At 66.9% G+C, this 24720-nt stretch carries 23 protein-coding genes and 1 tRNA gene; 13 read left to right on the forward strand and 11 right to left on the reverse strand.

Features of this window, described 5'->3' with window-relative positions; genetic code table 11:
- The coding region (locus tag ACOJTD_RS02150) for a LysR family transcriptional regulator (protein WP_420131296.1) at window positions 1-286 on the reverse strand (286 nt) is incomplete at its 3' end.
- Between the two features lie 83 nt (window positions 287-369).
- On the opposite strand from ACOJTD_RS02150, the gene ACOJTD_RS02155 reads away from it, so the two are divergent.
- Complete coding sequence (locus ACOJTD_RS02155; protein ID WP_420131297.1) at window positions 370-1128, forward strand: sulfite exporter TauE/SafE family protein; 759 nt, start codon at window positions 370-372, stop codon at window positions 1126-1128.
- Between the two features lie 134 nt (window positions 1129-1262).
- On the opposite strand, the gene ACOJTD_RS02160 is transcribed toward ACOJTD_RS02155, so the two are convergent.
- Complete coding sequence (locus tag ACOJTD_RS02160) at window positions 1263-2045, reverse strand: HAMP domain-containing protein (RefSeq protein WP_420131298.1); 783 nt, start codon at window positions 2043-2045, stop codon at window positions 1263-1265.
- 844 nt (window positions 2046-2889) lie between these two features.
- Between ACOJTD_RS02160 and ACOJTD_RS02165 the strand changes: the two genes are divergently transcribed.
- On the forward strand, window positions 2890-3678 hold the full coding sequence (locus ACOJTD_RS02165; RefSeq protein ID WP_420131299.1) for a cobalamin B12-binding domain-containing protein: 789 nt from the start codon (window positions 2890-2892) through the stop codon (window positions 3676-3678).
- 186 nt (window positions 3679-3864) lie between these two features.
- Window positions 3865-4950 carry a hypothetical protein gene (locus ACOJTD_RS02170; RefSeq protein WP_420131300.1) on the forward strand — a complete coding sequence of 362 codons (1086 nt, stop codon included), beginning with the start codon at window positions 3865-3867 and terminating at the stop codon, window positions 4948-4950.
- 21 nt (window positions 4951-4971) lie between these two features.
- Here the strand turns inward: ACOJTD_RS02170 and ACOJTD_RS02175 are convergent, their stop codons facing one another.
- Both ACOJTD_RS02175 and ACOJTD_RS02180 read right to left on the reverse strand, forming a co-directional pair.
- Window positions 4972-6270: a RuBisCO large subunit C-terminal-like domain-containing protein gene (locus ACOJTD_RS02175; RefSeq protein ID WP_420131301.1), complete on the reverse strand. Its 1299-nt coding sequence runs from the start codon at window positions 6268-6270 to the stop codon at window positions 4972-4974.
- Between the two features lie 160 nt (window positions 6271-6430).
- Complete coding sequence (locus ACOJTD_RS02180; protein WP_420131302.1) at window positions 6431-6859, reverse strand: secondary thiamine-phosphate synthase enzyme YjbQ; 429 nt, start codon at window positions 6857-6859, stop codon at window positions 6431-6433.
- 227 nt (window positions 6860-7086) lie between these two features.
- Between ACOJTD_RS02180 and ACOJTD_RS02185 the strand changes: the two genes are divergently transcribed.
- Window positions 7087-9069 (forward strand): acyltransferase family protein, encoded by a 1983-nt coding sequence (locus ACOJTD_RS02185; RefSeq protein WP_420131303.1) that lies wholly within the window; start codon window positions 7087-7089, stop codon window positions 9067-9069.
- Window positions 9070-9072: 3 nt separating this feature from the next.
- On the opposite strand, the gene ACOJTD_RS02190 is transcribed toward ACOJTD_RS02185, so the two are convergent.
- Window positions 9073-9600, reverse strand: coding sequence for a TetR/AcrR family transcriptional regulator (locus ACOJTD_RS02190; RefSeq protein ID WP_420131304.1), 528 nt, complete (start codon window positions 9598-9600; stop codon window positions 9073-9075).
- 320 nt (window positions 9601-9920) lie between these two features.
- Between ACOJTD_RS02190 and ACOJTD_RS02195 the strand changes: the two genes are divergently transcribed.
- The 3 genes from ACOJTD_RS02195 to ACOJTD_RS02205 all read left to right on the forward strand — a co-directional run bounded on the left by ACOJTD_RS02195 (window position 9921) and on the right by ACOJTD_RS02205 (window position 12649).
- Window positions 9921-10493, forward strand: coding sequence for an OsmC family protein (locus ACOJTD_RS02195; RefSeq protein WP_420131305.1), 573 nt, complete (start codon window positions 9921-9923; stop codon window positions 10491-10493).
- Window positions 10494-10523: 30 nt separating this feature from the next.
- Window positions 10524-11654 carry an acyl-CoA dehydrogenase family protein gene (locus tag ACOJTD_RS02200; protein ID WP_420131306.1) on the forward strand — a complete coding sequence of 377 codons (1131 nt, stop codon included), beginning with the start codon at window positions 10524-10526 and terminating at the stop codon, window positions 11652-11654.
- 113 nt (window positions 11655-11767) lie between these two features.
- On the forward strand, window positions 11768-12649 hold the full coding sequence (locus ACOJTD_RS02205) for a sulfurtransferase (RefSeq protein ID WP_420131307.1): 882 nt from the start codon (window positions 11768-11770) through the stop codon (window positions 12647-12649).
- Window positions 12650-12866: 217 nt separating this feature from the next.
- Here ACOJTD_RS02205 and ACOJTD_RS02210 read toward each other — a convergent pair.
- From ACOJTD_RS02210 to ACOJTD_RS02220, 3 genes are all read right to left on the reverse strand, one after another.
- Window positions 12867-12942 (reverse strand) — tRNA-Thr (locus ACOJTD_RS02210).
- Window positions 12943-13055: 113 nt separating this feature from the next.
- Window positions 13056-14792, reverse strand: coding sequence for a heme biosynthesis HemY N-terminal domain-containing protein (locus ACOJTD_RS02215; protein ID WP_420131308.1), 1737 nt, complete (start codon window positions 14790-14792; stop codon window positions 13056-13058).
- A 7-nt stretch (window positions 14793-14799) separates the two neighbouring features.
- Window positions 14800-15969 (reverse strand): COG4223 family protein, encoded by a 1170-nt coding sequence (locus ACOJTD_RS02220; protein ID WP_420131309.1) that lies wholly within the window; start codon window positions 15967-15969, stop codon window positions 14800-14802.
- Window positions 15970-16038: 69 nt separating this feature from the next.
- Here ACOJTD_RS02220 and ACOJTD_RS02225 point away from each other — a divergent pair, with 69 nt between their 5' ends.
- Window positions 16039-16278 (forward strand): hypothetical protein, encoded by a 240-nt coding sequence (locus tag ACOJTD_RS02225; RefSeq protein WP_420131310.1) that lies wholly within the window; start codon window positions 16039-16041, stop codon window positions 16276-16278.
- On the opposite strand, the gene ACOJTD_RS02230 is transcribed toward ACOJTD_RS02225, so the two are convergent.
- Window positions 16275-17018: a uroporphyrinogen-III synthase gene (locus ACOJTD_RS02230; protein WP_420131311.1), complete on the reverse strand. Its 744-nt coding sequence runs from the start codon at window positions 17016-17018 to the stop codon at window positions 16275-16277. The genes ACOJTD_RS02225 and ACOJTD_RS02230 overlap by 4 nt on opposite strands.
- Window positions 17019-17224: 206 nt before the next feature.
- On the opposite strand from ACOJTD_RS02230, the gene tsaD reads away from it, so the two are divergent.
- The 4 genes from tsaD (at window position 17225) to ACOJTD_RS02250 (ending at window position 20600) form a co-directional block, all read left to right on the forward strand.
- Entirely contained in the window at window positions 17225-18298 is a 1074-nt protein-coding gene (gene tsaD, locus ACOJTD_RS02235) for a tRNA (adenosine(37)-N6)-threonylcarbamoyltransferase complex transferase subunit TsaD (protein WP_420131312.1), read from the forward strand.
- Window positions 18299-18331: 33 nt separating this feature from the next.
- A complete protein-coding gene (locus tag ACOJTD_RS02240; RefSeq protein WP_420131313.1) occupies window positions 18332-19321 on the forward strand; it encodes an NAD(P)H-dependent glycerol-3-phosphate dehydrogenase in 990 nt (329 codons plus the stop codon).
- A gap of 3 nt (window positions 19322-19324) precedes the next feature.
- Window positions 19325-19738 (forward strand): EVE domain-containing protein, encoded by a 414-nt coding sequence (locus ACOJTD_RS02245; protein WP_420131314.1) that lies wholly within the window; start codon window positions 19325-19327, stop codon window positions 19736-19738.
- A gap of 166 nt (window positions 19739-19904) precedes the next feature.
- Window positions 19905-20600 carry a class I SAM-dependent methyltransferase gene (locus tag ACOJTD_RS02250; RefSeq protein ID WP_420131315.1) on the forward strand — a complete coding sequence of 232 codons (696 nt, stop codon included), beginning with the start codon at window positions 19905-19907 and terminating at the stop codon, window positions 20598-20600.
- Window positions 20601-20777: 177 nt separating this feature from the next.
- On the opposite strand, the gene ACOJTD_RS02255 is transcribed toward ACOJTD_RS02250, so the two are convergent.
- Window positions 20778-21851: a DNA topoisomerase IB gene (locus ACOJTD_RS02255; protein ID WP_420131316.1), complete on the reverse strand. Its 1074-nt coding sequence runs from the start codon at window positions 21849-21851 to the stop codon at window positions 20778-20780.
- Window positions 21852-21943: 92 nt separating this feature from the next.
- Window positions 21944-22504: a DUF2059 domain-containing protein gene (locus ACOJTD_RS02260; RefSeq protein WP_420131317.1), complete on the reverse strand. Its 561-nt coding sequence runs from the start codon at window positions 22502-22504 to the stop codon at window positions 21944-21946.
- A 152-nt stretch (window positions 22505-22656) separates the two neighbouring features.
- On the opposite strand from ACOJTD_RS02260, the gene acs reads away from it, so the two are divergent.
- Window positions 22657-24603, forward strand: coding sequence for an acetate--CoA ligase (gene acs, locus ACOJTD_RS02265; RefSeq protein ID WP_420131318.1), 1947 nt, complete (start codon window positions 22657-22659; stop codon window positions 24601-24603).
- Window positions 24604-24720 lie beyond the last annotated feature (117 nt).

A 24720-nucleotide genomic window follows, 5' to 3' on the forward strand; every position in this document is an offset into this window, starting at 1 on the left:
GCACCGCGCCGCGCAGCCCTTCGGAAAACGCCCGCAGGTCGCCGCGCATCTGCTCGATCTGGCCGGTGACGGCGCGGGCGTGCTGCAGCAGCGTTCGGCCCGCCGCCGTCGGCGTCACGCCGCGCCGGCCGCGCTCCAGCAATGGCACCCCGAGCGCCTGTTCCATGCCGCTGATCCGTTCGCTCGCCGAGGCCAGCGCCATATGGGCGAGGCCGGCGCCGCGCGAGATGCTGCCGGATTCGGCGACCGCCACGAACAGCCGCAAGTCAGTGAGATCGAACCGCATGCCCATCACCCTTCGGATCGGCCGAAGCCTGGCCCCGGATCTTCCAGATTGTGAGGGTATTGGGCGATGGGCAAGAGGGGGGCATGCTCGTTGATGTCAAAGATCTGATTTTGCTTGCCGCCGGCGCGCTCGGCGGCGCCATGAACGCGATGGCCGGCGGCGGCAGCTTCGTCACGCTGCCGGCGCTGATCGGCGCTGGTGTGCCTTCGGTTGCGGCGAATGCGTCGAGCACGGTTGCGCTGTATCCGGGTGGTCTTGCCAGTGCCTGGGTCTATCGCGGTGGGCTTGGCCGCATTGCCGGCGTGTCGATGCGTCCGGTGCTGGCCGCGACGCTCGCGGGCGGGCTGGTCGGTGCGCTGCTGTTGCTGTGGACGCCCGGCCTGCTGTTCGACCGCGTGCTGCCCTGGCTGCTACTGGTCGCGACGCTGGCGCTGGCGTTCGGCCGCCGCATCGGCCCGGCGCTGCGGGCGCGGTTTCAGGCCGGCATCGGCACGCTGCTGATCGTGCAGTTTGGGCTCGGCATTTATGGCGGCTATTTCGGCGGCGCGGTCGGGCTGATGATGATGGCGGCCTGGAATCTGATCGACGGCGCCGACGTCAAGGCGCTCAACCCGGCCCGCACCCTGCTGGTCAGCGCCGCCAATACGATTGCGGTGCTGTGCTTTGCGGTCTCCGGCATCGTGCATTGGCGCGCCGCGCTGCTGGTCGGCGCCGGCGCTGTGGTCGGCGGCTTTCTCGGCGCGGTGCTGGGCAAGCGCCTGCCGGCGGCGGCGGTGCAGATCGCCACGGTCTTGTTCGCGGCGGCGATGACGGTGACGTTCTTCTTGCGCGCCTATCGCTGAACCCGGCGCAATCACCCCTAAAAGCAAAACCCGCGGCCAAGGCCGCGGGCTTTGATATCGTCGACGTCGAAGGTGAGGGCTTCGAAGAGAGGCAGCGGCCTCGCCGCGTCCGGCGAGGCCAGCGCTGGATCAGGTCAGGCGCGTTTCGGAACGCCGAGGCCGTTGTGCAGCCAATCGTTCCACGATCGCGACAACACCTCGCCGATCGTCTTGCCGTCGGTGAACAGCATCTCGCGGGCATTGCGCGCCGCGGACTTCAGGTCGCCCCACATTTCCTTGAGATTCTCGAACACCGAATTGGCGCCGCCCACCACCTTCTGGGTCTTGAGCTTGGCGAGCTCGATCAGCGATTCCTGGATCTTGGCGATCGAGCGGGCGATCCGGCCGATTTCATCCGAGCGGCTCAGCGCGTGGATGCGAATGTTGGTGTCGCCGCTGGCGAGCTTGGCGACGTCCTTTTCCAGTTCGCCCAGCGGGGCGAGCAGGCCGCGCGAAATCCGGGTGCCGATCAGGCCGACCACCGCGAAGACCACGATCCCGGCGAGCAGCAGCATGGTGTGGGCGGCGCTGAGCGCATAATTCGCGGCCGGAGCCGCCACGGTCTCCGCAGCCTGCACCACCAGGCCCTGCCCCTCATACGACGCCGGCATCACCACCGGACCGGCGTCCTGCTGCATCACCAGCATCCCGACGATGCTGCCATCCGCCGCCCGGACTGGCGACAGCATGGCCCCTCCCGAACCGATCAGACGATCCAGCGATGCGACGCTGGCCGTCTGCTTGGCCTGCTCAGTCCCGACTTTATGCAGGATCATCTCGCCGACGCCGCCGATCGCAAGCGCCACGAAGAACGTGATCCCGAGCACCAGGATCGAGATTTTCTGTGCGAGGTTCCGATTTGAAAGGTCGAACTGCATTGTTTGTCTCCAGCTTTCTTCAATTAGGGGCGGCTTGCCCCCTAAGGTGAACAGCGTGCTCAACGCATTACTTATTAGGGTTACGAAACCTCTAATTGCGGCGGAATCGGAAGGTCCGGTCTCGCCAAATACGCCTCACGCCGGAACAGGGAACGAGCGCTGGTAATCAGACACTCGTTCTTCAGAATCGCGAATCACCAGTGAGTCAAAAACCCGTCTAACCTTTTGTTTAAACTAGGTAGTTGCTCAGCTTTGATCGACTCGTCGATTCAGTTTTGCGCTGATTCGCACAACTGTAAATATACGGGGTCTCAGGCTACATCGATTGATTCAAAACAATCGCGTAACGGCGCTTCAGTTCTTAACTAACTAACTGCCGTGTCTTACCTTTGCTGGTACTATCAGCACCACGGCATGGGCTTCGTGCGACGTTCAGCCGCCTGCGACGCATCGGCTTCGGGGGCGTGCTTTCCTAGTGACGCAGAATATCAGGAATCCCGATTCGCCCATAACCAGCGACTGCAACTAACTACTTTCCGCACGCTTGCGGTATCCGGGTCGGGGTTCGCGTCGGATTACTAAGATACCTGCGACGCGCCGTGGACTGTCGCACGCAGCGCGACCGTGCGGCTCCGGCGTCCGCGGCGGCAGCCATTCCGTTTTGATCCAGAGCAAAGACGCTGTGCCAATTCCGGGGCTCCCTTCCGATGCGGCAACGGCGCTGTCGGTTTTGCTACGAGCCCGTGACCGCGCGAGGAGACCCGATCTGCTTCCCCTCGGCAGGTGCGCAGGGTCAGACAGTTTCAAGTCGGTGGTTCGAGGGCAACCAGATCGAGTGCGTGCCGTGCATCCAGAAAGCATTGTCTCGACGGTCATCCCGCATCTCCTGGTCAAACATGTCGCCGCCCAGGCGCGGCCTCACACCGCCAAGGATCCCGCCGAGAGCCGCGCCGAAGAGCTGGCCCGGCTCCTGATCGCCCCCAATCTCGCCGACGCATTCGATCTGATCGACGCCAACCTCACCCGCGCAGCATCGCCGACCGCGCTGTTCACCGGCCTGTTCGAACCGACCGCGCGCAAGCTCGGCGATCTGTGGAGCGAGGACGCCTGCAGCGAATTCGAGGTCACGATCGGCCTCTGCCACCTGCAGACCGCGATGCGGCGCATCAGCTTCGATCTGCTGTCGGCGCCGCTGACGCGGTCGCAGCCGCGCACCGTGCTGGTGGTATCTCAACCCGGCGAGCCGCATTCGTTCTGCGCCGCGCTGCATTCCGAGCTGCTGCGTCAGGCGGGCTGGAATACCGTTAGCGAGTTTCCCGATACCGACAAATCGCTGGTCGATCTGGTGGCGAATGGCTGGTTCGATGCAATCAACCTGTCGCTCAGTCCGGCGCTGCGCCGCGAGCACTGGCTGCCGCGCGTCGCCGACACCATTCGCAAGATCCGCCGCGCCTCGCGCAATCCGGCGATCGCCGTCGTCGCCAGCGGTCGGGTGTTCGCCGAGCGTGCCGATGCCTGCGCGCAGGTCGGGGCCGATGCGGCGACGGTTTCCTCGGTGCAGATCGAACGCTGCCTGATGCGCTCGCTGCTCAATCGCACGGCCCGCCCGGCCGCCAATTTCGCCTGGATCTGATCCCTCTTCCGTGCCGCCCCACGATCATCGTAGCCACGCCGACGACGCGGCGGCGGACTGCGGCGCTTGTGTCGATGCCGGCCGAAGGACATCGCCGTATTGCTAACTCGCGCGCCGCGATGCCGCCCACCATAGTCCCCATTTGGTGTCTACCGCATACGCTTTGAGTCTCTGGAGGGGCGGGTCATGCAATCCGAAGGAAAGTCCTATCCGTTCGATCACCTGCCGGCGATCGATTACGACGCCCACCCGGCCTATGGCCGCGTGATGTCGATGCCGATGCTCGGTGCACGGCTGAAGGCGATCAGCTATTTCGGCTACGGCTTCCTGCTGACGTCGGCGCAGCGCGTTATCGACATCGCGCATCTGCCGCGGCCCGCCGCTGGCGGCAAACCATTCGTGGCGCTGCTGCGCCAGCTACCTACTTATCTGCGGCTGATCCTGCTGCAGCGGCTGTCGCGCTTCACCGCCGGCCGCGCCTATGCGCCGAAGACCGAGCGCGGCGCCGCCGTGTTCGCGCCGCTGCAGTCCGACGGCTTCGCGGCGGTGCAGCTCGGCTCCGACGCCGTCGCGCAGATCCGGACGCAGCTCGCGCCGCAATTGAGCGCGCTGGAGCAGCGCACCGCGCCGGCCATCGACGGCGAACATAGCCGGATCGAAGTCGATGCCAACGCCCATCCCGAACTGTATCGCTGGTTCAATCAGACCGCGGCCGATCTCGGTCTCACCGAGGCGGCGAGCGCCTATCTCAAGCGTCCGGTCGGCGTCGGCCGGATCGCCGCCGAACTCGCCGGGGCCCGGGCCGCGCCGCCCGCCTCTCCGTTCGCCGACGTCAGCGTCGAGACGTCGCCCTGCGACGGCTTCAAGGTCGATCTCAGCTACAATGTGCTGAAGCTGGTGATCTATCTCGGCGAGGTCGGACCGGCGAATGGTCCGCTGACCTATGTGGCGGGCAGCAACCGCGCCGCAACGCGGTTCTGGGACGGGCTGATCCGCCGCGCCAACGATCTGGCCGGCCTGTCGTCGACGCAGCAGGTGTGGCGCGAGACGTTCTATGCGCTGCCGGCCGGGCTGCAGCGCAAGGCGTCGTTCGGCGTCGATCTGGTCGCCGACAACGCCTTCGCGGCGGCGATCCAGAACGATCAGGTCGAACTGACCAGCTCCAAGTGCAACGCGGTGCTGTACGATCCGGCCGGCATTCATCGCGATGGCGCGGTGACCGGGGGACGCCGCACCGCGGTGGTGATCACCTTCACCGAACTGCCGCGCTAAGCTGGACGAAGCGGCGGCGGCTCAACGGCCGCCGAATGCCGCGAGCGCAGCGGCGAGCTCGGGATGAGACCTGGCGTGATCGGCGACCGCGATGCCGCGCGCGATCGCGTCCCAGGCCTGACGAATGCTGGCGGCGCCCGCCGCCGGCCCCATCGGATGGCCGAACACACCGCGGCCCGGCACGAAGCCGAAATCGGCGCTGCCGACCTTGCGATACACGCCCTCCAGCGTCGCGGCCGAATCGCTGCCGCCCGGCACCGGCAGGCACGGCTTGATCGGCCCCATCGGCTCGAGACAGGCTCGCACGCAGTCCATCACTTCGTGCTCGGGCGTCATCATCCGCGGTCCGAAGCCCGGCATGATCGCCACGTCGAATCCGGCGAGCCGCTGCAGACGGGTCATCACCCGGGAGTGGATGCCGTAATTCGCCAGCCGGCTGAACGCCGCGATGAACGGGAAATGCGCGATCAGCGGCACAGTGGCGTGCTTGCGCAGCATCCGCACCGCCGACAGCCCGACCGGCATCGCATTGATCAGCAGCGCGCCGGCGCCGTGGCGCACCGCGACGTCGTGCAGATCGGTGAGTCGGTCGATCTCGTCGGTGATGTTGGCCAGATAGATCTTCGGTTCGCCGGTTTCGCGCGCCGCGCGGGCACAGGCGTCGCCGAGCGCCGCGGCGCGTTCCGCCAGCGGACACCAGTCGACATCGGCCAGCATCTCGTCGTCCTTGGCGATGTCGAGACCGCCGAGCCAGCTCTGATAGCCGAGTTCGGCGAACGGCTCCGCCGGCAGGCCGATATTCGGCTTGATGACGCCGAAGAAGATCGGGCGATCATAGGCCTGCAGCCGCTCGCGCAGCCCGGCGATGCCGAAGCGCGGGCCCTCGAACGCCGCGAGGTAAGCGTCCGGAAAGCGGATGTCCTGCAGCCGGATCAGCGGAATCCCGGGCGAGAAGAACACGCCCTCGCCGCACACCGCCGACAACAGGTTTGGAATCTTCGGGCCGAAATTGCCGTGCGGATGCGCGATCGTCACCCGGCAGGCGTGAACGTCGCCGCGCACCGCGCATTCGACCGCGGTGCTGAAGCCTCCCGGCCGCGGCTCGGCCGATAACGCGACGACCTTGGCGGCGAAGCGCGGCCGGAAGTCCTCGTCGAAGCCGACCCGGCGCCACTGCGCGGTCGACTGCTCGCTGCACAGATGCGCCGCCGCCTCGCGCGGGTCGCCGGCGCATTCGAAATCGAAGTCGAGCTCGATGTAGTCGTCGAGATTGAGGTCGGAACGCTTGGCGAAGAAGCCCGCGATATCGTCAGGCGTCATGTCTGATCTTCCGCTGCCGGGGTGAAGCCGTCATACGCGCGCCCGCTCCGTCTATCCATGGCCAAGACTCGGTTCTTTCGGCGGAGGGGCAGGCACGTGCCGATCGTGGCGATCGGAACCGTGTGGCGATTGCGAAGCGTTGGCGGCGTGTAGCGTTGCCTCAAGTTTGCCCCATGATTTGCAGCTCGACTCCGCGCTTCGGACGCGGGCCGTCGAGCTCGATGAAAAAGATCGATTGCCATTCGCCGAGCACCAGCGCGCCGTCTGCCAGCGGGATCGTCTCCGACGAATTCATGAACAGCCCGATCAGATGCGCATGCGCATTGTCGCGGCCATCGACCGGCGCGAGGTTATGCAGATAGTCGCCGTCGCGCGGCGCGAATCGCTTCAGGAACGTCAGCATGTCGCGCAACAGCTTGTCCTCGCGCTCATTGACGTTGAGTCGTGCGGTGGTGTGAAGGCAGCTCGCGGTGACGAGTCCATCCTTCATGCCGCTGGCCGCAGCGGCCTCGCGGACCTGCGTGGTGATATCGATGATCTCGATCGGCGCCGTGGTGACGAGTTCGATCCGGTGTCTGAAAATCTTCATCGCGGCGCCCGCTATCACTCTGCTTATCAAGGACCGCAGTGTTATCGCGGCCACGATGGACGCGCAAATCGATCACGTCCTGGTCAGACCTTGTGATGAGGCAGCCTGCAGCCGAGTGCTCGGCTTGACACCGCGGCGCGGCTTCGCGAAGCACAAAGCCCCCGGATATGTCGGTTGGAACCCAAGGCGCCGTCCTGCTTCGTTCCCCGGCCCAGAAGTGAGCGCCGATGCGGCCAGCCTACCGTAGCGATATCGACGGATTGCGTGCCATCGCGGTTTTGCTGGTGGTCGCTTTCCACGCCTTCCCGACCTCGATCCGCGGCGGTTTCGTCGGCGTCGACGTATTCTTCGTGATCTCCGGGTTCCTGATCACTTCGATTATCTGCCAGGCACGGCGCGACGACGCGTTCAGCTATCGCACCTTCTATGCGCGCCGCATCAACCGGATCTTTCCGGCGCTGACGCTGGTGCTGCTGACTTGCGCGGTGGCCGGCTGGTTCCTGTTGTTTCCGGTGGACTATCGCGACGCCGGGAAGTCGATCGGCTTCGGCGCCGCGTTTCTGTCGAACCTGTCGCTGCTGCACGACGCCGGTTACTTCGAGACTGCGGCCGAGCTCAATCCGTTGCTGCATCTGTGGTCGCTCGGCGTCGAGGAGCAGTTCTACTTGCTATGGCCGCCGGTGCTGCTGCTGGCATGGCGGTGGAAGCACGGTCCGTTGCTCGCCGCGTTCGCGGTGTTGCTCGCCTCGTTCGTCGCCAACATCGCGCTGACGCCGGCGCATGCGCTCGCCGCCTTCTATCTGCCGGTCACGCGGTTCTGGGAGTTGATGACCGGATGCGTACTGGCGATCGCGACGGTCGCGGGACCCGGGCGCGATCTCGCCTCGGTAACCTGGCTGGCGCCGCTGCGCGCATCGTTCGTGAGTCATCAGCGGGTTCTGCGTTCCGTCTGCGCCTGGCTCGGCCTGCTGCTGCTCGGTCTCGGCGCCGTGCTGATCAGCAGTGATCGCGGCTTTCCCGGCTGGTGGGCGGTGCTCCCGGTGCTGGGCGCCGCGCTACTGATTGCCGCCGGCCCCTCGCCCTGGGTCAGCCGCGTGCTGCTCGGCAACCGCGCCATGGTGTATGTCGGACTGATCAGCTATCCGCTGTATCTGTGGCACTGGCCGCTGCTGGCCGCGATCCGGATCGTGCGGTTCGGCGAAGAGCCGCCGCCGCTGATGAAGGCTATCGCCATTCTGCTGGCGGTCGCGTTGGCGCATGTCACGTATCGGATCATCGAACGGCCGTTCCGCGTCCGCCCGAACCGGACCAAGACCACGATCGCCTTCGCGTCTCTCGCGGCGATCGGACTCACCGGCGCCGGCATCTATGCGGCAGGTGGTTTTCCGTCGCGCTTCAGCCCCGAGGTTCAGGCGATCACCGGCGATCTGATGGGACAGTCGCGCATCGCTTATCGCGGCGGCACCTGCTTCTTCGAGACCGTCACGCATTTCGAAAAGGAGTGCGACGACGACGCGCCGGCCGGCACGCCGCGCGTCTTCCTGTGGGGCGATTCGCACGCCGCCCATCTCTATCCCGGACTCCGTGAGCTGCAGCGGCACGATCCGAGTTTCCGTATCTCGCAATACAACACCACGGCCTGCCCGCCGATCTTCGGCTTCAGCAGCGCCAAGTCGCCCTCGTGTCAGGCAAATAACGAGATCGCCCGCGACCGGCTGCGCGCGCTCAAGCCCGACGCGCTGATCATGGTGGCGCGGCAGTGGCGCGACTACGACTGGACCGGCCGCGATCCGAACGCCGATGACGCGGCGATCCGCGCGACCATCGCGGATGTCCGCGCCATGGGCATCCGGCGCATCGTCGTAGTCGGCATGTTCCCGAGCTGGCGGACGCCGCCGCGGCGGATTCTGGCGCAGTCCTATCGGGCGCTGGCGGCGGGACTGATGTCGCGCGCCGAGATTCCGCAGCGCGATGGGCCGCCGCGTCTCGACACGTCCGCCGCTGAAGGCAACGAACGGCTGCGCGAGTTCTTCACCTCGCTCGGCGTGGAGTTCATTTCGCCGACGCCGACCTTCTGCGAGGGCGAACGCTGCCTGCTATCCGTGCCGGGCACCGATGGTCAGCCGGTCGTATTCGACGGCAGCCATCTCACGGCGGCCGCCTCGATCTTCTTCATGCGCGAACGCGCGCGGGAGATTTTCGGAAACTAATCGTCAGTGCGGCAGGATCGCCGCGCAGGCCCGGCCCGCAACGTCGGCGGCGTTGGCGTTGCGCGTCACCAGCGCCATCACGATGGCGCCGTCGATGACGAGCCCGAGCGTGTGCGCGACCTCGTTGGCGTCGTCGATGCCGGCCTCGCTGCACAGTGCGGTCAGCCGGTCGAGCACAATGGTCTTGTGGGCGATCGCCAGACTCCGCATCCGGTCATCGGCCTTGTCGGATTCGCCGACCGCGTTGATGAACGGGCAGCCGTAGAAGTCGGGCCGCCCGAACCACGCCTTGAGCGCCGGACCGATCCGCGCCAGCCGCTCCCGCGCCGAGCCGCCGGGCCCGTCGATTTCCTCGATGAACCAGCTCCGCCAGGCCTGCCCCTCGCGCTCGAGCACGGCTTCGACCAGACCGTCCTTGGAGCCGAACAGCTTGTAGAGAGTCGTCTTGGCGGTCCCGGCCTGGGCAATGATGGTGTCGACGCCGACCGAGTTGATGCCATAGCGACAGAACAACGCCCGCGCGCTGTCCATCAACCGCTCCCGCGGCGACGTCCGCGCCTCGGCGGGTTCGTTTGTCGATGGCAAAGCAGCCTGGTCCATTCCTCCGCACATACGCCGCAGGTCGACAAACCGCAATCCGGGAAACCGAATGGTCTGTTCGCAACTCGCCAGCCGAAGCGCAATTGCAAGGCAGGCCTGACTGCAAAAGCAGCGCGCCGTAATAAAAGGCAGGCATCTGAAGAGCGAGGCCCATTGAAAATGCTCCGCTTTCCGGAAGGGTCGATCTGGCACGCTTCCTGCTAATACAGAACGGTCTGTATCTTTTCGCCGATGGACCAACAGGAGCTTCCATGACCAAAGCCGCCACCGCGCTGACCGCCTGCCTGACCCCGGACACCCCGACCGCCATGACCGGCTGCCTCGCGCCGATCGACAAGGCCGGCCTCGACGAGCTGATCGCCAAGGGCAAGGCCGATCCGACGGCGGTCAAGACGCTGAAGTGCAAGACCGTTGCCGAAGGCCGCTTCCGCCATCTCAACTTCGTGCGCAGCCTGCCGCCCTATATCGTCGACGAGCCGCCGGGCCTGCTCGGCGACGACACCGCGCCGAATCCGTCGGAGGCTTCGCTCGCCGCGCTTGGCTCCTGCCTCGCGGTCGGCATCCACGCCAACGCCGTGGCCCGCGGCATCACCGTTTACACGCTCGAGATCGAACTCGAGGGCGACCTGAACATCACCGGCGTGTGGGGCACCGGCGATCTGTCCGAGAAGCCGGTCGGCTTCACCGACGTCCGCGCCAAGGTGAAGTTCGAAGCCGACCGTCCTCGCGAAGAGCTCGACGCGCTGGTGGCGCATGCACGGCTGTGGTCGCCGGTCGCCAACACGTTTTCGCGCCCGGTCAATCTCGACGTCACCCTGGCCTGACCCGATCCACGCCAACAGCGGACAGGTCCCATGCTGGATGTACAGTCAGTGATGTCAACCGACGCCGCGGCGCTTCCGGGCGCCGACGTCGTCGAGGCGGTGCGTGCGCTGTCGGCGCGCGAACTGCCGTCGCTCGTCAACCGGATCGATACCGAGGGCTACTATCCGGAAGATCTGATGCGTAGTTACGGGCGCCTTGGCGCCTACACGCATCACCTTCCGGGGCTCAGCCCGAGTCTCGATCTTATGACCTCGATCAACGCGATGGCGGCGGCGGGCGAACACTGTCTGTCCACGGCCTTCTGCATGTGGTGCCAGGACGCGCTGGCTTGGTACATCTACGCCTCGGACAATGACAGCCTGCGGACCGGAATCGGCCCGCAGATCGCCAGCGGCGCAGTGCTGGGCGGCACCGCGCTGTCGAATCCCATGAAGTCGCTGTTCGGCATCGAGCCGATGCGGCTGAAGGGCCGCCGTGTCGCCGGCGGCTATGTCGTCAAGGGCCTGCTGCCCTACGTCTCCAACCTCGGAGCTGATCACTACTTCGGCGGCATCTTCGAGGTCGACGACGGCGGCACCAAGCACAACGTGATGGCGGTGATCCCTTGCGCTGCGGAAGGCGTCAGCCTCGCCGACAACGCGAAGTTCACCGCGCTGGACGGCACCCGCACCTTCGCGCTGCAGCTACGCGACGTTGTCGTGCCGGATGCCTGGATCGTCGCCGATCCGGTCGACGACTACATCAAGCGGATCCGCGCCGGCTTCATCCTGCTGCAGGCCGGCATGGCGTTCGGCCTGATCCGCGACTGCTTGCGGCTGATCGAGCAATGCAAAGGCCCGCTCGGCCACGTCAACAAGTATCTCGACGTTCAGCCCGAGCCGATCGCCGAGCAATTGGCAACCATGGAGGCGGAAGTCGCACGGCTCGCCGCCACGCCGTTCGAAGCCGATCGCGACTACTGGCGACAGGTGATCGAAGCGCGTCTCGCCGCCGGCGATGCGTCGGTCGCGGCCGCTCATGCCGCGATGCTTCACTGCGGCGCACGTGGCTATGTGGCCGGCGCCACCGCGCAACGCCGGCTGCGCGAGGCGTACTTCGTGGCGATTGTCACTCCCGCCACCAAGCAGCTGCGCAAGATGCTGGCCGACATGGCCAACTAATCGACGTTGATCCGGGCGCAACGCTACGCCCGGCGCCAGTCACCACAGGGCGACGCCCTGTGCCGGAAGATCTCCCCGCGAGCCCCGTTCAACGACGACCACAGGAGCGTCTGATGACTGAGAAGGTTCTTGTCACGCCTGCCGAACTCTCCGAAATGCTCTCTTCCCCGACCACGGTGGTGATCGACACCCGAAATCCCGAGGCGTACGCGGCCGGCCATATCCCCGGCGCCGTCAACATCCACGAGATCTTTACGTATCTGGCGACCTCGACGCCCGAAGGCGTCAAGGAGATGAGCGAGAAATTCGCCGCTGCGTTCGGCGCCGCCGGCCTGTCGGGCGAAGAAACCGCCGTGATCTACGAGCAGTCGATGAACACCGGCTTCGGCCAGTCCTGCCGCGGCTACGTGCTGCTGACCTATCTGGGCTATCCGAAGGTCAAGATCCTGCACGGCGGCTACGCGGCCTGGACCGCCGCTGCGCTGCCGACCACGACCGAGGTGCCGTCTCCGACGCCGAAGACGTTTGCGGTCGATCCGGCCGCGGCCTCGATCCTGGTCGATCTCGAAGCCATGAAGGCCGCGGTCGGCGACGCCGGCAAGGTCAAGCTCGACACCCGCGATGTCGACGAATGGATCGGCGAAAGCTCCTCGCCCTACGGCAAGGATTTCTGCCCGCGCAAGGGCCGCATCCCCGGCGCGGTGTGGATCGAATGGTACCGGATGATGAAGCCGTCGCCGGCCGGCCCGATGTTCAAGTCGTCGGCCGAAATTCTCGCTGAGTGCGCCAGCGTCGGCATCACGCCAGACACGCCGGTCGTGCTGTACTGCTTCAAGGGCGCCCGCGCCTCCAACACGCTGGTGGCGCTGAAGGAGGCCGGTATCAAGGACGTCAGCCTGTATTTCGGCTCCTGGAACGAGTGGTCGCGCGATCCGTCGCTGCCGATCGAAGAAGGTCCGCCCTACGCGTCGACCATGCTGATGGCGGCGGAGTAAGCAGGCTCTGCGGGGCGCCGGTCGAAAGGTCGGCTCTCCCGTCGTCAACATGGCTCGACCAACGTCGGCCGAAGTTGCTACTTCGTGTTGGCCGGGTTCTGCCCGGCCATCCACGTCTATCGTCTCGCGTGAATGCCCATGACGCGTAGGCACGCTCGGCCGAAAACGGCGCGTTCTGTCACGGTTGCCTGAATGGCGCGGGAGAAGTCCGAAGGAGTGGTGCCGCAAGAGGGATTCGAACCCCCGACCCCGTCATTACGAATGACGTGCTCTACCAGCTGAGCTATTGCGGCGACCTCGGGAGGGGTGATGCTCCGCCCGAAAACACTAGCCTGGAAAACTCCGGCCCCTGATATCGGCCGGCGGGCGGATTGGCAAGAACCGTGGCCGCCGAAGCCGAGAAATCCTAGCGCGGCGGCCGGTAGCCCCGCCAGCTTCCGCTCTGGCCGGCGGGCGTCGGCGAATGTTCCGAAAACTCCTCCGGGGGCGCCTCCTCGTCCACCCCCGGATCGTCCGGGGCGCGAACGATCGGGATCACCGGCTGCGGCTGAGCCCGGCGATGGAACAGCGGCGGCGACGGCATCGGGATCACGGTTTCGGCCGCGGCAGGAGATTCCATCGCGGTCTTCGCCGCTTCCTTGTCCTTGGCATCCTTCGGCTTGTCGGCCGCCGGCTCCGGTTCGACGGTCACCACCGCCGGCTCGGTCTCGGTCGGCGTCACCACCGCGGCCTCGGCAACGGACTCGATCGTGACGGTCACCGGCTCGTCGGCCTTGGCGGGTGGCAGGGCTTCGGGGGCCGAGGACGCGATGAGAGCGTCGTGGAAAGGGTTGTCCTCGACCACCACCGTCTTCTTGGCCGGCAGAGCGGCGAGCGGCACCTGCCACTGGAAAGCATCGAGCCGGCCGGTAACCGGCGATACCGGACGCCAGTGATCCGAGATATAGCCGTCGGCGGTCCAAACCGCGTCGGGCAGCGCGCGGACCGCGCGCAGCGTCCAGGCGCGCGCCTTGGTGGTGTCGCCGCGCTCGCCGTGCTCGATTTCGGCCATCAGCATCGCGACCCGCTGGGTCGGATTGTCGATGAACGGCTCCAGCGCCCGGCGCGCGCGGGCGAATTCGCCCGCCTCGATGCCGGCGCGGGCGATCGCCAGCGCGCTTTCGAAATCCTGCGAGTTCTTCGCGATCAGGTTCTCGACCCGTGCCAGCCGCAGCGCCGGCGCGTCGCCCGGCTTGATATGCGCATAGGCCTCGGCAAGATCGGGATGCGGCTGCGCCTGCCAGGCGGTCTCGATCACCTTCATGGCGCGGCGCACCTGATGGGTCTGGGCGAGATGCTTAGCCGCCAGCACGGCGGCCGGCACCAGCGTCGGCGCCAGCTTGTTGGCCTCCAGCGCGCTGTCGCGCGACAGGCTTTCGTCGCTGTCCTCGACGTCGAGCGCACGGGCCGTCAGCAGCACGGCGCGCTGGCGGCGGAACGCCTTCTTGTCGATCAGTCCAGCGGAGAAGTTTGTCTCCAGAATTTCGAGTGCGCCGGTCCAGTCGGCGCGGGCACAGCGGAAGCCGAGCACCGCCTGCGAGGCCCAGGCCGAATTCGGCTGCAGCCGCAGCGCTTCCTCGGCGATCGCCAGCGCCGCATAGGGATCGTCTGAGCGCTGCGCCTCGATATAGAGCCCGCGCATGCCGAGCGACTTGGTGTCGTCGCGTCCGGCCATCGCCAGGAACGCCCGGCGCGCGCCTTCGCGATCGCCCTCGAGCTGCGCCGATTGCGCCTGCAGCAGCAGCGCCAGCGGATCGTGCGGCGCATGCCGGCGCGCCGCGGTGGCGTGCTGGCGCGCAGCGGCGGCGTCGCCATGACCGACTGCGAGCAGGCCCTGGGTGATGGCGTGGCGGGCGCGGCCGCTGCGGCGTTCGACCCGGCCGCGCTTCATCCGCCCGGGAGCCCGCAGCAGCGCCGTGATGATCCACCAGACCAGCCCGATCGCCACGATGGCGGCGCCGAGCCCGAGGATGAACACCGGCAGCCTCATCTCGGCGCGCCACGCATTCCACGACAGCACCACGTCGCCGGGCTGTTCGGCCACCCAGGCGGCGCCCGCTGCCGCGAGCGCGATGATCACGAGAAACAGGATGATGCGCAGCATGGGAATCCTATGGCGACGGTTTGGTCAGCGCGGCCAGCGCCGCGGTGGCGAAGGATTGCGAAGCGGCGAGAGCCTGATCGCGGGCCTCGGATTTGTCGATCCAGGATTGAACAGGCGCGCGGTCGGCCGGCGCAAGCGCTTTCAACTCGCGCCGCGCCTCCGCAAGGTCGCCGCGCTGTGCGGCGGCGGTGAGGCGGCCGATGATCGCGGTGCGATCCGGTCCCGGCGTCGCGTCGGAGCGCTGGATTTTCACCAGCCGCTCGGCATTGGCCTGAAAGCGATCGATGAAGTTGGAGTTCGAGGTGGCCTCGTCGGTCGCCAGCAGCTTGGGTAGCAATGCGGTCAGCTCGCGCCCGAGCGCGGCGGCGCTCGGCACGCCGGTCGCGGCAAACGGCTCCAACGGCTTCAGCGTCGCCGGATCCGGCGCAAGCGGCTCCGCGGCCTTGAAGATCGACCCATACGGCGCGCCCTGCTTCACCGTCAGGTCGAGCATGGTGGCAGTCACCAGCCGGCGCAGTGGCAGGTCATCGGTCGCTGCCGCGGTCAGCTTCTTCGTCTCAGGGGAAGCCTTGGCGGCCTGCTCCAAATCGCTCAGCCGCGCATTGATGGCGGCGAGCGCCGCCGCGGAATCCGCAGAGGATTTTTCGGTGGCGGCGCCGTCGCCGGATGCCGGCGTGTCACCTGCGGCGGCGGTCCCACTGGTGGCACCCGTCTTCAGGTCCTTCACGGTGCCGGCGAGCTGGTCGGACTGGCTGCGCAGCGCCGCAAGGTCGTCGTGCAGGCTTGCGACTGTCTTTTCCAGCGCTTCGACCTTGCTGTTCACCGCGGCGTCGCCAGCGGATGCGGCGGTGGAGTCGGCGCTCGCCGGTGCCGGCCGGGCTTCCAGGCTGGCGATCCGCGCCGCCAGGGCGTCGAGCGTGGTGGCGTCCGCCACCGCCGCAGGCTTCGCTCCGGCCGCCGAACGGGATTCGAGATCCGCGATCCGCGCCTTCAGCGCATCGATCGCGGCGGCATCGCCTTGCGGTGCCGACACGCTGCTCGACGACAGGAAGTCCGGCAGCAGCCCGGTCTTGGCGGCGCCCACCACCGCGACCGCGGCGATCGCCACCGCCAGGATCGGCGGCAGCATCATCGCGGCAAGGCCGGGCCGATGCGGCTCGGCAGACGAAGCCCGCATCACGGGCTCGTCGGCCGCGATCCGAGTCTCAGGCGCTGAAGCCTCCGGAGCAGCTTCGATGTGGTCCTCTTGAGGGCGACCAGCCGGTTCGACAGCGGCATCGTCGGCCGCGGCGTGCTGGGCCGACTCGGGCCGGTCTTCGGCGACGTCCTGCACCGACGCGTCACCGACATCATCAGGCGCCGGCTTGTCCCGATGGTCCTCTTGGTGTTGCGCGTCCTCGTGTCCGGGCCTGTTCTCGACCATCCGCAATCGTTCCTCGTCACCTGTCGGCCGCATCCGTTGCCGGTCCGGCGTGTTGTTGCTTAACGCGCCGGCATGCCGAGCGCGCGGTCCAGCGCTTCGAATAGCGCCGGCTCGTCCGGCGTGCGCGCCACCATCACCTGCGTCGCCCCCGCTTCGCGCACCACGTCGGAGACCTGCTCCGACAGGCAGCATTGCGGGATCGCCAGCGCCGAAATTTCGATGCCGGACGCGCGCGTGGCCTCGACGAAGGCTCGCGCGCTGCGCCGCGAATAATGCAGCACGGCGTCGATCCGGTTGGCGGCGAAGTCATCGCAGACGCTGGTCGGCAGGGTTGGCACCGGCACCATCCGATAGGTCGTCTGCATCACCACGTCGAAGCCGTCCTGGCGCAGTTCGCCGGCGAGGTCGCGCGACAGGTCGGCGCCGGCCAGATACAGCAACGCGCCGGCGGTCTTCTTTTTCCCGCGCAGGCTGTCGGCGACCTTCAGCCGCAGCTTGGCGGCGTCGCCATCGGCGACGATCACATCCGTAAAGCCGGATTCGCGGGCGGCGCGCGCGGTGTGTTTGCCGACCGCGAACAGCGGCAGCTTCAGCAGCCGGGAAAATCCAGATTGATCGGCGATCGCCCGCAGCGCATTGGCGCTGGTGACGATCACGCCCGTATAGGCGGCGTCCGGATCGTCCGGAAACGGCAGCGGCTCGAACCGCAGCATCGGAGCCAGCAGCACGTCATGGCCCTTGGCGCGGAGCGCCGCGGCTGTCGCGTCATTGTCGGGTTGCGGGCGGGTGACGAGCAGTGCCACGCCTGACGTCCTCATCTGCGAGAGGGAAACAGGAGTCGTTGCGGCCGCCGCCACCATCACCGATTTCGGCGGACCATCAGACTTTACCGGAGCCGCGGAGCGCCGACCGGATGATTGCATTCCGCGACCCCGCAATGCTACGCGAGGCAAGGAGAACGCCGGTTCGGCCGCAAACGCAAGGGCTCAATTTGACTAGGGAACAAACCTTGCTGGTGCTCGGAATCGAGACCACCTGCGACGAAACGGCCGCCGCGGTGGTCGAGCGCCGCGCCGACGGCAGCGGCCGGATTCTCTCCAATGTGGTGCGCTCGCAGACCGACGAACACGCGCCATTTGGTGGTGTAGTACCGGAGATCGCGGCGCGCGCCCATGTCGATCTGCTCGACGGCATCGTGGCGACCGCAATGCGGGATGCCGGCGTCGGCTTCGCCGAACTTTCAGGCATCGCGGCCGCCGCTGGCCCCGGGCTGATTGGCGGCGTCATTGTCGGGCTGACGACGGCAAAAGCGATCGCGCTGGTGCACAACACGCCGCTGATCGCCGTCAATCATCTCGAAGCGCATGCGCTGACGCCGCGGCTGACGGATGGCACCGAATTTCCTTACTGCCTGTTTCTCGCCTCCGGCGGCCACACCCAGATCGTCGCGGTGCTCGGCGTCGGCGACTATGTCCGGCTCGGCACCACCGTCGACGATGCGATCGGCGAGGCGTTCGACAAGATCGCCAAGCTGCTCGGCCTGCCCTATCCGGGCGGCCCGCAAGTCGAGCGCGCCGCGGCGGCAGGCGATGCGGCGCGGTTCGCGTTTCCGCGGCCGATGCTGGGCCGGCCGGACGCCAATTTCTCGCTGTCGGGGCTGAAAACGGCGGTGCGCAACGAAGCCAGCCGGCTGACCCCGCTGGAGCCGCAGGACATCGCCGATCTGTGTGCCGGCTTCCAGGCCGCGGTGCTGGACTCGGTCGCCGACCGGCTCAGTGCCGGGCTGCGGCTGTTCAAGGAGCGGTTCGGCCCGCCGAAGGCGCTGGTTGCGGCCGGCGGCGTTGCGGCCAACCAGGCGATCCGCCGCGCGCTGCGCGAGGTCGCCGCCAAGGCGCAGACCACCCTGATGGTGCCGCCGCCGGCGCTCTGCACCGACAATGGCGCGATGATCGCGTGGGCCGGCGCCGAACGGCTTGCGCTCGGCATCACCGACACGCTGGACGCCGCGCCGCGGGCCCGCTGGCTGCTCGACGCCAACGCGACGGCGCCGGGGAAATTCGCGAATACGCGGGCGGGATTCTAGGCAGGCGCGCCGCTATGATTTGGACGTGAGATCATGACGTCGTTTGACAGTATCGCCGTGCTCGGCGGGGGAGCCTGGGGGACAGCGCTCGCGCTGACGGCCGCCCGCGCAGGCCGCAGCGTCATTCTCTGGGAGCACGATGCGGGCCATGCCGAGCATCTGGCGACCGCGCGCGAGAGCAAATTCCTTCCCGGCGTGCGGCTCGATGACGCGATCAAGGTGACGCATGATCTCGCCGAAGCGGCGCGAGCCGCGGCGCTGCTGCTGGTGGTGCCGGCGCAGGTGATGCGGCCGGTGGTGACGTCGCTGGCGCCGCTGATCGCTCCGCGCACGCCGCTGGTCGCCTGCGCCAAGGGCATCGAGCACGGCACCCATCGGTTCATGACCGAAATCATCGCCGAATGCGCGCCGGCCGCGATCCCGGCGATCCTGTCGGGGCCAAGCTTTGCGGCGGACGTGGCGCGCGGCCTGCCGACCGCGGTGACGATCGCGGCCGCCGATGTGGCGGTGGCGCAAGCGCTCGCGCAGGCGATGAATTCCGGCAGCTTCCGGCCCTATCACTCGACCGACGTGCGCGGCGTCGAACTCGGCGGCGCTACTAAGAACGTGATGGCGATCGCGGCCGGCATCGTCGAGGGCCGCAAGCTCGGCGCCTCGGCGCTGGCCGCAATGACGACGCGCGGCTTCGTCGAGCTGGTGCGGTTCGGCAAGGCCTACGGCGCGCGGATCGAGACCATGCACGGCTTGTCCGGCCTCGGCGATCTGACGATGTGCTGCTCGACGCCGCAGTCGCGCAATTTCTCGTTCGGCATGGCGCTCGGCCGCGGCGAGAGCATCGACACCGCCGCGCACGGCAAGCTCGCCGAGGGCTATTATACGGCGCCGGTGCTGCTCGAGATGGCGCAGGCGAAGAATGTCGACATGCCGATCTCGACCGCGGTGGTGGCGATCCTGGCCGGCAAGCTCGACGTCGACAAGGCAATCGAAGGGCTGCTGACGCGGCCGCTCAAGGCGGAGGAATAGAACTTGGCGTACTGGCTGGTGAAATCCGAACCGTCGGTGTGGTCGTGGGACCAGCAGGTGGCCAAGGGCGCCAAGGGCGAGGCCTGGACCGGTGTGCGCAACCACTCCGCCAAGCTGCACATGATGGCGATGAAAAAGGGCGACCGCGCCTTCTATTATCACTCCAACGAGGGCAAGGAGATCGTCGGCATCGCCGAGATCATCCGCGAAGCCTATCCGGATCCGACCGACGAGAGCGGCAAGTTCGTCTGCGTCGACATCAAGGCCGACAAGCCGCTGAAAACCCCGGTGACGCTGAACGCCGTCAAAGCCGAACCCCGCCTCGCCGAGATGGCGCTGCTGAAATACTCGCGCCTCTCGGTACAGCCGGTGACGGCCGAGGAGTGGAAGCTGGTCTGCAAGATGGGCGGGCTGTAGGGCTCCTGAGCCGTCATGGCCGGGCTTGACCCGGCAATCCATCCTCTTCGCCAAGATCGCTTCTTTTTGGTTCGCTGCGCGAACGATGGATGCGCGGGTCAAACCCGCGCATGACGGGTCACTTTTTGGCGCCACAGTGCCCTCAACGGCCGCACGGCGGTTGCCCATGGACATCGCCGCCGTATCCGCGCATCACCGCGCGATGAGCTCCGCCATCGCCGATCCGGTCGCCTTCATCCATGCCAACACGCGGCTGCGTCCGGTGCCGTTGGTGCCGGAAGTGTCGCTGCATGTCGCCGATGAGGCGTTGCCGCTGTGGAGCAAGACCGAGGAGGAACTCGGCGAGGCGGGCTTGCCGCCGCCGTTCTGGGCATTCGCCTGGGCGGGCGGGCAGGCGCTGGCGCGCTACGTGCTGGATCATCCAGAGGACGTCGCCGGTAAGGACGTCATCGATCTCGCCTCCGGCTCGGGCCTGGTCGCGATCGCCGCGATGAAAGCCGGCGCACGCCGCGTCACCGCGTTCGACATCGACTCCTTCGCCCGTGAGGCGATCGCTATCAATGCGGCGGCGAATGGCGTGCCGCTCGACGTCAGCGGCGACGACCTGCTCGGCGGTCCGCATCCGCTGGCCGCGCAAGTCGTGCTCGCCGGCGACATCTTCTATCAGCAGGACATCGCCGGCCTTGCCTTTGCGTTTCTGCAGAGCCGAGCCATAAAGGGCGCGCGCGTGCTGATCGGCGATCCGGGACGCTATTACTTGCCGAAAGATCAGCTGACGGAGCTCGCAATCTACAGCGTGCCGGTGACGCGCGAGCTGGAGGATGCCGAAATCAAGAAGACGGGTGTGTGGACGCTGAAGTAGTCCGCAGTGCATCCCCATCACAAGCCGTCACCCTCCGCGAAAGCGGAGGGCCCAGTATTCCAGAGCGGTCGTGATTGATAACCAGCTCTCTGGAATACTGGGTCGCCCGGTCGAGCCGGGCGATGACGTTTGGGGGTGGGGCGACGCCCTGCTTAACCTCAGCAGGGGCTAGCCATCTCAAGCCGCCGCCGCCGTCACCACCTGCGCCAGCAGCTGCTCGCGCTTCTGCTGCGAGCGCGTCCCCTTCAGCGTCGCGGCGAAGCGCTCGAGGATTCCGTCTTCGAACGCGGTGACGATGGTGGCGTGGACGTAGCTCTTGCGGCAGATCGCCGGCGTGTTGGCGAGCTCATCCGCGGCCTGGCGAAGCGCGTTCAGCACCTGCTTGCGCCGGCCGGTGGCGCTCGGCGCCGGCTCGATCCGCGCCAGCGATTCCAGCACCACGGCCGAGGCCATCAGGGTGCGAAAATCCTTCAGCGAAATCTTGATGCCGGCGATCTCGCGCAGGAACACGTTGACCTGCGTGGCGGTGACGGCGTGCACTGCGCCGTCATTGCCGACATACTGAAACAGCCGCCTGCCTTTGAGCTTGCGCAGGATCTCGATCGCCCGCACCAAGCGAGCCGCGCCGCATTCCTTGCGCACCGCCTTGCCGCCCTTGGCCTTGAACGACAGGATCACGCAGTCGTCCTCGATCGCGACGTTCGACTTCAGCAGCGTCGCGGCGCCGCGGGTGCCATTGAGACGGGCGTAGGATTCACTGCCGGGCCGGATCGCGGTCCGGGCGATCAGCTCGATCACGGCGGCCAGCGCGAATTCCCTTGTCGGCTCGTCGCCCGACAGATGCTTGGTGACCGCGCGGCGGATCTTCGGCAGCGCGCCGACCAACTGCGCCAGGCGGTGCGCCTTGCGGGTCTCGCGCACCTTCTCCCAGTCGGAATGATAACGGTATTGCAACCGGCCGGCAGCGTCGCGGCCGACCGCCTGCAGATGCGAGGACGGATCGGCCGCGTAGCGGACGTCCTCATAGGCCGGCGGCATCGCCAGCGCGTTGAGCCGGCTGATGACGTGCTGCTGTTTGACCGGCGAGCCGTCGGCGCGCTGATATTGGAAGCGCTTGCCGCGGCGAATCCGCCGGATGGTGAGCTGTTCGGGCTCGCCCAAATTCAGGCCGAGATCCTTTGCCAACACCTCGACGGCGACGGCGGCTTCGCCGAGGGCTTCGGGCGTCTCGAAATTCTGCTGGTCCATCATGGCCTTGCACGACCTCTGCGGTGGCCGGCGATAATGCCGGCCGGGGCGCGATGTTCCGAACGGCCGCGATGATGCCCGCTGGTGGGTCAGCCCTAAATGTTGTGACCCTTCTTGCGCAGTTCCTCGACCATCTGCTTCTGCAGTTCGGAGCCGACCGCGCGGCCGAATGCCTGGCCGGCCGCCATGGTCTGCTGGGTGAGAGACGGCGACTTGTCGAGCAGCTTGGCGCCGGTCGGGGTGCGATAGAACGCCAGCAGGCTGCGCATTTCGTCGGGCGTGAAGGTCTTGGCATAGATCAGCGTGACCGCATCGATCAGCTCGCCGAGCCGCGCTTCGAACCCCTTCGTCAGCACCGGCACCATCGCGTCATAGTCGCGAGCGACCTCGGCCCGGCCCTGCACGATGCTCGGCTTCAAGCTGGCCAGCATGGCCGGCACCAGCGCCTTGAACTGGTCGGCAAAGCGGGTGGTGACAACCACCTCCCGCGCCAGGCTCATGGCCTCGGACGACGGCTGGTCGTCGGCATGGGCCGGCAGGCTGGCGCATGCGGCGAACAGCCACCCCAATAGCGCCAGCAGCAGGACGGCCGGCCGAGGCCTGGCCGGCAACCGAACACGCGGCGACGCGAACTGCAGCGAATCTGTCAAACCCATTCCCGAAACTCCCTTGATCGGCCGGCGCCACCAGACAAAAGTGGCATTGCATTCCGCTTGCCGGTCCGGAAAGCAACAACGCATAATCGCCCCAACAAACCAACATGAAGAACGTCTGCCGCGCCGTTCGTGGCAGCACAGTGGAGGATTTGATGTCCGAGAAGATTTATGACGTGCCCTCGGAATGGGCGAGCCGCGCCTTCGTCGACGATGCGAAGTATCGCGAGATGTATGCCCGCTCGGTCGATGACCCGAACGGCTTCTGGGCCGACGAAGCTAAACGCGTCGACTGGATCAAGGCGCCGACCAAGATCGACAATTCGTCGTTCGCGCCCGGCAACGTCTCGATCAAATGGTTCGAGGACGGCGTCCTCAACGTCGCCTACAACTGCATCGACCGCCATCTCGCCAAGCGTGGCGATCAGGTCGCGATCATCTGGGAAGGCGACGATCCCTCGCAGTCGCGCAGCATTACCTATCGCGAGCTGCACGACGAGGTCTGCAAGTTCGCCAACATCCTGCGCAACCGCAATGTCGGCAAGGGCGACCGCGTCACCATCTATCTGCCGATGATTCCCGAGGCCGCATTCGCAATGCTGGCCTGCGCCCGCATCGGCGCGATCCATTCGGTGGTGTTCGCCGGCTTCTCGCCGGATAGCTTGGCCGGCCGCATCAACGACTGCCAATCCAAGATCGTCATCACCGCCGACGAAGGCCTGCGCGGCGGCCGCAAGGTGCCGCTGAAGGCCAATGTCGATGCGGCGCTGAAGAAGTGCGAAGGCGTCGACTGGGTGATGGTGGTGAAGCGCACCGGCGCCGCCATCGAAATGGATGACGTTCGCGACTTCTGGTACCACGAGGCCGCCGAGATGGTGACCACCGAGTGCCCGGTGGAGCACATGCACGCGGAAGACCCGCTGTTCATCCTCTACACCTCGGGCTCGACCGGCCAGCCCAAGGGCGTGCTACACACTTCGGGCGGCTATCTCGTATTCGCGTCGATGACGCACCAATACGTGTTCGATTATCACGACGGCGACATCTACTGGTGCACCGCCGACGTCGGCTGGGTCACCGGCCACAGCTACATCCTCTATGGGCCGCTCGCCAACGGCGCCACCACGCTGATGTTCGAAGGCGTGCCCAACTACCCGAGCAATTCGCGGTTCTGGGAAGTCATCGACAAGCACAAGGTCAACATCTTCTACACCGCGCCGACCGCGATCCGCGCCTTGATGCAGGGCGGCGACGAGCCGGTGAAGAAGACCTCGCGCGCCTCGCTGCGGCTGCTCGGCTCGGTCGGTGAGCCGATCAATCCGGAAGCGTGGGAATGGTATCACCGCGTCGTCGGCGACGATCGCGGACCGATCGTCGACACCTGGTGGCAGACCGAGACCGGCGGCATCCTGATCACGCCGCTGCCCGGCGCCACCAAGCTCAAGCCCGGCTCGGCGACCCGGCCGTTCTTCGGCGTGGTGCCCGAGATCCTCGATCCGGAGGGCAAGGTGCTGGAGGGCGAGTGCACCGGCAATCTCTGTCTGGCGAAATCCTGGCCGGGCCAGATGCGCACCGTCTATGGCGACCACGCCCGGTTCGAGCAGACCTACTTCTCGGCCTATAAGGGCAAGTACTTCACCGGCGACGGCTGCCGCCGCGATCCCGACGGCTATTACTGGATCACCGGCCGCGTCGACGACGTCATCAACGTCTCGGGACATCGCATGGGCACGGCCGAGGTCGAGTCGGCGCTTGTCAGCCACGACAAGGTGTCGGAGGCCGCCGTCGTCGGCTATCCGCACGACATCAAGGGCCAGGGCATCTACGCCTATGTGACCCTGATGGCCGGCGAGGAGCCGACCGAGGAGCTGCGCACGGAGCGGGTCGCCTGGGTCCGCAAGGACATCGGCCCGATCGCCTCGCCCGACCTGATCCAGTTCGCGCCGGGCCTGCCCAAGACCCGCTCCGGCAAGATCATGCGCCGCATCCTGCGCAAGATCGCCGAGGACGATTTTGGCGCGCTCGGCGATACGTCGACACTGGCCGATCCCGCCGTCGTCGACGACCTGATCGCCAACCGGCAGAACAAGGCTAAGGCCTAGTCGCACCAGCCACCGCGCTGGCCTCCGTCGTATCGCCTCCCGAGGCCGGCGCCGATCATGGCGTCGGCGAGGCTGGCGCCGTCGGCGGTCGCGACATCCGCGGTGACGCGTCCGCCG

The organism is Rhodopseudomonas sp. (assembly GCF_048594845.1).
Taxonomy (GTDB): domain Bacteria; phylum Pseudomonadota; class Alphaproteobacteria; order Rhizobiales; family Xanthobacteraceae; genus Rhodopseudomonas.

Bases quoted from the DNA above. Each gene is read 5' to 3' on its own strand.
- ACOJTD_RS02255 (WP_420131316.1), bottom strand. From the start codon at position 21,851: ATGATGGACCAGCAGAATTTCGAGACGCCCGAAGCCCTCGGCGAAGCC.
- ACOJTD_RS02260 (WP_420131317.1), bottom strand. From the start codon at position 22,504: ATGGGTTTGACAGATTCGCTGCAGTTCGCGTCGCCGCGTGTTCGGTTG.
- ACOJTD_RS02220 (WP_420131309.1), bottom strand. From the start codon at position 15,969: ATGCGGGCTTCGTCTGCCGAGCCGCATCGGCCCGGCCTTGCCGCGATG.
- ACOJTD_RS02185 (WP_420131303.1), top strand. From the start codon at position 7,087: ATGCGGCCAGCCTACCGTAGCGATATCGACGGATTGCGTGCCATCGCG.
- acs (WP_420131318.1), top strand. From the start codon at position 22,657: ATGTCCGAGAAGATTTATGACGTGCCCTCGGAATGGGCGAGCCGCGCC.
- ACOJTD_RS02215 (WP_420131308.1), bottom strand. From the start codon at position 14,792: ATGCTGCGCATCATCCTGTTTCTCGTGATCATCGCGCTCGCGGCAGCG.
- ACOJTD_RS02205 (WP_420131307.1), top strand. From the start codon at position 11,768: ATGACTGAGAAGGTTCTTGTCACGCCTGCCGAACTCTCCGAAATGCTC.
- ACOJTD_RS02200 (WP_420131306.1), top strand. From the start codon at position 10,524: ATGCTGGATGTACAGTCAGTGATGTCAACCGACGCCGCGGCGCTTCCG.
- ACOJTD_RS02250 (WP_420131315.1), top strand. From the start codon at position 19,905: ATGGACATCGCCGCCGTATCCGCGCATCACCGCGCGATGAGCTCCGCC.
- ACOJTD_RS02160 (WP_420131298.1), bottom strand. From the start codon at position 2,045: ATGCAGTTCGACCTTTCAAATCGGAACCTCGCACAGAAAATCTCGATC.
- ACOJTD_RS02155 (WP_420131297.1), top strand. From the start codon at position 370: ATGCTCGTTGATGTCAAAGATCTGATTTTGCTTGCCGCCGGCGCGCTC.
- ACOJTD_RS02175 (WP_420131301.1), bottom strand. From the start codon at position 6,270: ATGACGCCTGACGATATCGCGGGCTTCTTCGCCAAGCGTTCCGACCTC.
- ACOJTD_RS02170 (WP_420131300.1), top strand. From the start codon at position 3,865: ATGCAATCCGAAGGAAAGTCCTATCCGTTCGATCACCTGCCGGCGATC.
- ACOJTD_RS02180 (WP_420131302.1), bottom strand. From the start codon at position 6,859: ATGAAGATTTTCAGACACCGGATCGAACTCGTCACCACGGCGCCGATC.
- ACOJTD_RS02190 (WP_420131304.1), bottom strand. From the start codon at position 9,600: ATGGACAGCGCGCGGGCGTTGTTCTGTCGCTATGGCATCAACTCGGTC.
- ACOJTD_RS02240 (WP_420131313.1), top strand. From the start codon at position 18,332: ATGACGTCGTTTGACAGTATCGCCGTGCTCGGCGGGGGAGCCTGGGGG.
- ACOJTD_RS02195 (WP_420131305.1), top strand. From the start codon at position 9,921: ATGACCAAAGCCGCCACCGCGCTGACCGCCTGCCTGACCCCGGACACC.